This window comes from Vibrio sp. VGrn 2, assembly GCF_009361695.1.
GTDB classification, from domain to species: Bacteria; Pseudomonadota; Gammaproteobacteria; order Enterobacterales; family Vibrionaceae; genus Vibrio; species Vibrio diabolicus.
Genome location: NZ_RBWD01000035.1, coordinates 1 through 6,287, shown reverse-complemented (window position 1 = coordinate 6,287; position 6,287 = coordinate 1). Strand labels below are relative to the sequence as shown.

General features: G+C 44.2%; 6 protein-coding genes and 5 tRNA genes. 3 read left to right on the top strand and 8 right to left on the bottom strand.

Features of this window, described 5'->3' with window-relative positions; genetic code table 11:
* The 5 genes from D8S93_RS24610 to D8S93_RS24590 all read right to left on the bottom strand — a co-directional run.
* The coding region (locus tag D8S93_RS24610) for a GTP-binding protein (RefSeq protein ID WP_227484038.1) at window positions 1-128 on the bottom strand (128 nt) is incomplete at its 3' end.
* A 101-nt stretch (window positions 129-229) separates the two neighbouring features.
* A tRNA-Thr gene (locus D8S93_RS24605) sits at window positions 230-305 on the bottom strand.
* Window positions 306-318: 13 nt separating this feature from the next.
* Window positions 319-393, bottom strand: a tRNA-Gly gene (locus D8S93_RS24600).
* A gap of 35 nt (window positions 394-428) precedes the next feature.
* Window positions 429-513 (bottom strand) — tRNA-Tyr (locus D8S93_RS24595).
* A 36-nt stretch (window positions 514-549) separates the two neighbouring features.
* Window positions 550-625 (bottom strand) — tRNA-Thr (locus D8S93_RS24590).
* A 205-nt stretch (window positions 626-830) separates the two neighbouring features.
* On the opposite strand from D8S93_RS24590, the gene coaA reads away from it, so the two are divergent.
* On the top strand, window positions 831-1,754 hold the full coding sequence (gene coaA, locus D8S93_RS24580; RefSeq protein ID WP_005398335.1) for a type I pantothenate kinase: 924 nt from the start codon (window positions 831-833) through the stop codon (window positions 1,752-1,754).
* Between the two features lie 7 nt (window positions 1,755-1,761).
* Here the strand turns inward: coaA and birA are convergent, their stop codons facing one another.
* The gene (gene birA / locus D8S93_RS24575; RefSeq protein WP_053809528.1) at window positions 1,762-2,727 is read right to left on the bottom strand and encodes a bifunctional biotin--[acetyl-CoA-carboxylase] ligase/biotin operon repressor BirA; all 966 of its coding nucleotides are present in this window, start codon (window positions 2,725-2,727) and stop codon (window positions 1,762-1,764) included.
* Window positions 2,724-3,767, bottom strand: a complete 1,044-nt coding sequence (gene murB, locus D8S93_RS24570; RefSeq protein WP_006742763.1) for a UDP-N-acetylmuramate dehydrogenase — start codon at window positions 3,765-3,767, stop codon at window positions 2,724-2,726. The genes birA and murB overlap by 4 nt, the downstream gene beginning before the upstream one ends.
* Before the next feature lie 101 nt (window positions 3,768-3,868).
* Here murB and D8S93_RS24565 point away from each other — a divergent pair, with 101 nt between their 5' ends.
* Together D8S93_RS24565 and pssA are read left to right on the top strand one after the other, a co-directional pair.
* Window positions 3,869-4,300 (top strand): GNAT family N-acetyltransferase, encoded by a 432-nt coding sequence (locus D8S93_RS24565; RefSeq protein WP_031780708.1) that lies wholly within the window; start codon window positions 3,869-3,871, stop codon window positions 4,298-4,300.
* 71 nt (window positions 4,301-4,371) lie between these two features.
* On the top strand, window positions 4,372-5,712 hold the full coding sequence (pssA, locus tag D8S93_RS24560; RefSeq protein WP_046874695.1) for a CDP-diacylglycerol--serine O-phosphatidyltransferase: 1,341 nt from the start codon (window positions 4,372-4,374) through the stop codon (window positions 5,710-5,712).
* 496 nt (window positions 5,713-6,208) lie between these two features.
* On the opposite strand, the gene D8S93_RS24555 is transcribed toward pssA, so the two are convergent.
* A tRNA-Asp gene (locus D8S93_RS24555) sits at window positions 6,209-6,285 on the bottom strand.
* Window positions 6,286-6,287: the final 2 nt, after the last annotated feature.

Here is a 6,287-nt window from a genome sequence, read left to right as displayed (position 1 = left end):
ACACCGCCGTAAACTTTAGCAAGAGTAGTACAGATAGCTGCAGTTAGAGTTGTTTTACCGTGGTCAACGTGGCCGATAGTACCAACGTTAACGTGCGGTTTCGTACGTTCAAATTTTTCTTTAGACATGAGTGGTCCCTCTAGGTACGGATTTAGGTGGCCCAAATTGACCACGCAACCAAAAAAGATAATTGGTAAATCTAATATCAAAAGGAAATAAACTTGAGAGCTGGTGCTGATAGGCAGACTCGAACTGCCGACCTCATCCTTACCAAGGATGCGCTCTACCACCTGAGCTATATCAGCACTCAAATTAGAGTGGAGCGGGCAGCGGGAATCGAACCCGCATCATCAGCTTGGAAGGCTGAGGTAATAGCCATTATACGATGCCCGCAACACGTAACTCTGAGAGCTATTTCCTAAAGAATATGGTGGAGGGGGACGGATTCGAACCATCGAAGGCAGTGCCGGCAGATTTACAGTCTGCTCCCTTTGGCCACTCGGGAACCCCTCCAAATTTTCAAGCCATTCAGACTACTAAAGGAAAGAATGGTGCCGACTACCGGAATCGAACTGGTGACCTACTGATTACAAGTCAGTTGCTCTACCTACTGAGCTAAGTCGGCATAAGTGGTGCGCATTCTATTGAATGATTTTCGAGGTTGCAATAGTAATTTTAAAAAAAATCATAAAATTCGATTTTTTAGATTCGTTTGCTGCAAATTCGTACAAACTTGGCTTTTTTAAAGTAAACTTCGACCTTTGTCGTTTGCTTTGAAGTTCGCTTGATGTATGTTCTTGCTTCTACTAAACCAAGGATAAAAGAGACCCATGAGTCCATTTTTGTCATTTGACCGTGCAAACTGGGCCGAGTTAAGAAACTCTGTACCGATGACACTTTCTGAAGACGACTTGACTGCGCTTCAGGGCATTAATGAAAACCTAACCATGGAGGAAGCGGTAGAAATCTACCTTCCTTTGTCTCGTCTTTTGAATCTGTACGTCCAAGCCCGTCAAAGCCGCAACTCTGTATTACAACAATTCTTGAATACGGAAGAACATGCCCCTCCTTTTGTGATTGGTATCGCCGGCAGTGTCGCTGTAGGCAAAAGTACGACAGCTCGTATTCTGACCGCATTGCTTTCTCGTTGGGAGAATCATCCCAAAGTGTCCTTGGTCACTACAGATGGCTTTCTATATCCGAAAAAGGTACTAGAAGAACGCGGTATCATGCATCGTAAAGGGTTTCCTGAGTCCTATGATATCAAACGTTTAGTTGAGTTTATGTCTGACGTTAAAGCGGGTAAGCCGGATCTTGAAGTACCTATTTACTCCCACATCACGTATGACATTACGGACGAACTAAGAAAAGTTGATAGACCGGATGTTCTTATCATTGAAGGTTTAAACGTTCTACAAAGTGGAATGGATTATCCGCATGATCCACATCGCGTCTTTGTCTCTGATTTTTTGGATTTTTCGATCTATGTCGATGCTGAAACAGAGACAATTGAACAGTGGTATGTGGAACGATTTTTAAAGTTTCGCCAAGGGGCTTTTACTAAACCCGGTTCTTATTTTAGTCACTACACGCAACTGTCAGTCGATGAAGCAAAGCAAAAAGCGAAACAAATTTGGCATGATATTAATGGGCTCAACTTGGAGCTAAATATTCTTCCCACCCGAGAAAGAGCCCATTTGATTCTACACAAAGGCGTCAACCACTTGGTTGATAAGGTGTCTTTACGAAAGTAATTGAACGTCAATCGCTTTTACGCAACGAGATTTCCCCACCAATGTAAGTCTCTAGCCCTTGCGAGGTTTCGAGTAATATCCCGCCTTGATGATCGATGCCGCGTACGACGCCGTGCACCTCTCTAGGTCCGATGAGCAGCTTGACTTGACGATTGAGAAAGTTATCTAATCGATTCCAACGTTCGACAAAGCTGGTAAGCCCTTTCAGTTCATACTCGATAAGTGCGGAATTCCAATGCTTGATAAGCGTCGTCGCTAGGACATTTCTATCGATCACGAGACTCTCGTTTACCTGATTCAATGTTGTCCATGGTTGATCAATCTCAGGTTGCTCATCAGGCATTCCAATATTGAGCCCCATCCCAATCACAAGATGAGCAGCACCACCGGCCTGCCCTGACATCTCCACTAAGATTCCTGCCAGTTTTTTATCTTGATAATACAGGTCATTTGGCCACTTGAGTTTAACGCCTTGTATGCCCATTTCTTCTAGTGCTTCCACTGCGGCAATACCAATAACAAGGCTTAAGCCCATTGCCGCGGCCATTCCCGCATCTAATCGCCAGTACATGGATAGGTATAAGTTAGAGCCAAATGGAGAGATCCATTGTCTACCGCGGCGACCACGTCCTTGTGCTTGATACTCAGCTATACAAACACGGCCCTTTTCTGACTCTGCAACTCTATCAAGCAAATACTGGTTGGTTGAGTTAATCACAGGAACAAGCTCAACAAGTGACTCCGCACTAGCAGTAAGGAGAGCTTCATCTAGCAACTGCAATGGTGATGCCAACTGGTAACCGCGCCCTTGCACTCGATAAATATCAATGCCCCACTCACTAAGACCTTTAATATGCTTAGCTATTGCCGCTCTGGATACATTCAGGGCTTCGCCCAGCGCCTCTCCAGAATGAAACTCGCCGTTACTTAATGACTTTAAGATATGAAGTTTCGTAGAGTGATCTTTTCTCATCTTAACGCCTCGATCTGAGCCAGGTTGGTTTCCCCGGTACGGTTCAGAAATCGAACTTCATGCTCAAGTTCTATTTGGTATTTATCCCACACTGCCTGCTTCACTAGGGAAGCAAGTGCGACAACATCATCGGCACTGCAGTTGTCCATGTTGGTCAAAACCAAGGCTTGCATGGGGTTGACCTGTGCACCATGCACAGACTTCCCCTTTAATCCGCACTGATCAATCAGCCAACCAGCCGCGACTTTCATTCCGCCAGGAGTTGGATAGGCCACGATATTAGTATGTTGCTTCATGAGCCGATCATAATGATCTTGAGTGATCACTGGGTTTTTAAAGAAACTTCCTGCGTTACCTACCTTGACTGGATCCGGCAGTTTCTCCGTTCGCACTTGGCAAACTCGCTCGAAGATTGTTGCTGGGCTAAGTTGTTCTTCCGGAATATCTTTTAAAGGACCATATTGATTAATCGGTTGCCATTGCTTAGCCAACTTAAGCCCTAGTGCAGTAATAAAGCACTTTTCATGCAAAGCGTGTTTAAAAATGGAGTCTCGGTAGCCAAAGTTACAGTCTCTGGCGCTCATTCTTCTATTTTCAAATGTAGTTAGATCAAGAACATCCACGTAGTCACAAATGTCTTTTAGCTCTAGTCCATAGGCTCCAATGTTTTGAATAGGAGCCGAGCCTGCACAGCCAGGGATCAGGGCTAGGTTTTCTAACCCACCAATTCCCTGACTCACACACCAGGAAACCAAATCAGGCCAGTCTTCACCACCTGCAATATGCAATAGGTATTGGTCATCCGTTTCCGTCACATTTTTACCCATGAGTCGATTAACGATCACTAACCCGTCAAAATGCTCAGTGAAAAGAACATTACTTCCTTTACCTAAAAAAAGTTTCGGTAAATGGGTGAATCTCGGGTCTTGAAATAGTTGGATAACCTCCTCGAGCGACTCGATGGTCGCTAAATAGGAACACGACTGTTCAATCCCAAAAGTATGGTAAGCCTTAAGGCTTGCATTTGTTTTAATTTGCATAGTAGGTTTGCAACGTCAGATAAGATTCTCTTAAACTGTCGACATTCTACATTAGTTATCTTTTAACCGCAGTGACAATACCTGACTCATTAATCATAGAAGTGTTAAATCCTATCAAGCTCCCTCTCATTAAGAGGTTGTACAAAGCGCATTACCCTTCGGGTCGAGCAAAAAAGGATGAACTGATCATTACTGCGAGCCATAAAGGTGAAATTGTTGCGTTACTACGCTTAAAAACCGTAGATAGATCTCGGTTGCTGACGGGAATGCTGGTCATTCCGACACTTAGGGGAACTGGCATTGGAAAAGAACTACTAACTCATTGTAAAAACAATGTTTTCACTGATGGCGATTATTGCTTCGCGTTTACACATCTCGAATCCTATTATTCCAAGCATGGATTCAAAACCATTGATTGCTCTGAGCTACCACACCCGCTAAAAATGGCATTTCAACGCTATGTAGATAGCGGTAAAGATCTCATTCCAATGCAATTCATCTCTTCAACGACATCAAAACGCGCGCTTTTGTAGCCAGGTAAATCATATCTTTGATAAAATGGCAGGTTCGCAATATTGCACTAAACTAAGGTACTCATACCGATATGATAGTAAGTAGGAATCCATTCGAACAGTTGCCAAGTCTCGCTGTCAATCCGGAAGACTTTGATGTTCTGTATTCAGCAGAATCATTCAGGACTCGTCTTTTGGATGCAATCAGTAAAGCAACGTCGCGAATTTACCTAGTCGCTCTATATCTGGAAGATGATGAAGCTGGACGTGAAATCCTCACTGCGCTTTATGAAGCGAAACAGCGTAATCCTGGGTTGGACATCAATATCTGTGTCGACTGGCATCGAGCGCAGCGTGGCCTGATTGGTGCGGAAACATCTGAGGGTAATTCTGCGCTTTACAAAGCGTATGCCAATAAGTACCAACACCCGATCCCTGTCTATGGTATACCTGTGCGTGGCAGAGAGGTTTTTGGGGTACTGCATTTAAAAGGCTTCATTGTCGATGATACTGTCATCTACAGTGGGGCAAGCTTAAATAACGTTTACCTGCACTATCACGAACGCTATCGCTTTGATCGTTACCATGTGATTCGACATGAGTCTTTAGCTAATTCAATGGTGCAATTCATTCAGGAAGAGATGATTGCTCACCCAGCTGTCAATGATCTTGCTGGAAAAGATAAGCCAGAAACCAAAGAAATTAAGTCGGCGATTCGTCAACTGAGAGCTTCACTTGCTCAAGCTAATTATCAGTTTGAAGACCAACCTGCAACAGAGGAAAGTGTAAAAATCACCCCGCTAGTTGGTCTAGGCAAACGCCGCAATCTGCTCAATCAACAGATTGTAAAGTTACTAGCGGCCGCCCAAAACGAAATCTTTATCTGTACGCCTTACTTTAACTTCCCTAAAGCGCTGCATCGTGAAGTGAAGCGAGCCATGAAACGCGGTGTGAAAGTAACTATTGTTGTGGGCGACAAGACAGCAAACGACTTTTATATTGCTCCTGAGGAAGACTTTAAAACCATTGGCGGGCTTCCATATCTGTATGAAGTAAACCTACGCCGCTTTGCGAAAGCAAATGAAGCGAATATCGCTGCGCGTAAACTGTCAATTCACCTCTGGAAGCATGACAATAATAGCTTCCATCTCAAAGGCATTTGGGTTGATAAACGCTATATGCTACTGACGGGGAATAACTTAAATCCTCGGGCTTGGTCACTTGATCTAGAAAATGGGCTACTCATCCAAGACAATTATGCGAAGCTCACTGAGAAGTTCGAAGATGAAGTTTCGCGTATCCTTGAGCATACCCATCTTATCTGTACTTATAAACAGTTAGAAAAAGTGGAAGATTATCCGATAGGGGTGCAGCGGTTAGTAAGAAAAATAACCCGCCTAAAAGCAGATGGGGTTTTAAAACGCATCCTGTAAGCATAATTAACTTCAAAGCTCAGCATTTTCCTGCTGGGCTTTTTTATTATTCCTAGCTCCAACAGCTTAATACTCTATTAGACCTCTATATTAGTAGACTTCAGTAAATAAGCTTGCGAGACGCAACGTAACCCCAAACGCAACAACCTAGAATCTAGAAAGGCAATACATGCGTAAGTGGCTAGGTGCTTAATAACTCAGTCTTCCGCTCTTACTCTTTCTTACACTACGCTAGTGAATAAGCTTTCTAACACGTAATAAAGGGGAGCTTTAATGAGTCAGCACAGGGGCTCAAAACTAGTCCTCGATACTGGGACCCGGTTCAGTAGAAACCGCACAGAGTTGAGCATCAACTCGTCATGGCAGGGCTTAGAAAGCATCGCGAAGAGGGGAGCCTGCCTCTCGATGCAAGGTTTCAATATGGAAATGCGGTTAAGGGAAGTCGGGCAACCAAAACGAAAAAAGCCCCAGTCTTTCGACTGAGGCTTAATATAAGTGGCGGAGTGGACGGGACTCGAACCCGCGACCCCCGGCGTGACAGGCCGGTATTCTAACCAACTGAACTACCACTCCGC

Excerpts from the sequence above, each read along its gene's own strand:
- birA (WP_053809528.1), bottom strand. The coding sequence starts at position 2,727 with ATGAGAAAAGATCACTCTACGAAACTTCATATCTTAAAGTCATTAAGT.
- coaA (WP_005398335.1), top strand. The coding sequence starts at position 831 with ATGAGTCCATTTTTGTCATTTGACCGTGCAAACTGGGCCGAGTTAAGA.
- pssA (WP_046874695.1), top strand. The coding sequence starts at position 4,372 with ATGATAGTAAGTAGGAATCCATTCGAACAGTTGCCAAGTCTCGCTGTC.
- murB (WP_006742763.1), bottom strand. The coding sequence starts at position 3,767 with ATGCAAATTAAAACAAATGCAAGCCTTAAGGCTTACCATACTTTTGGG.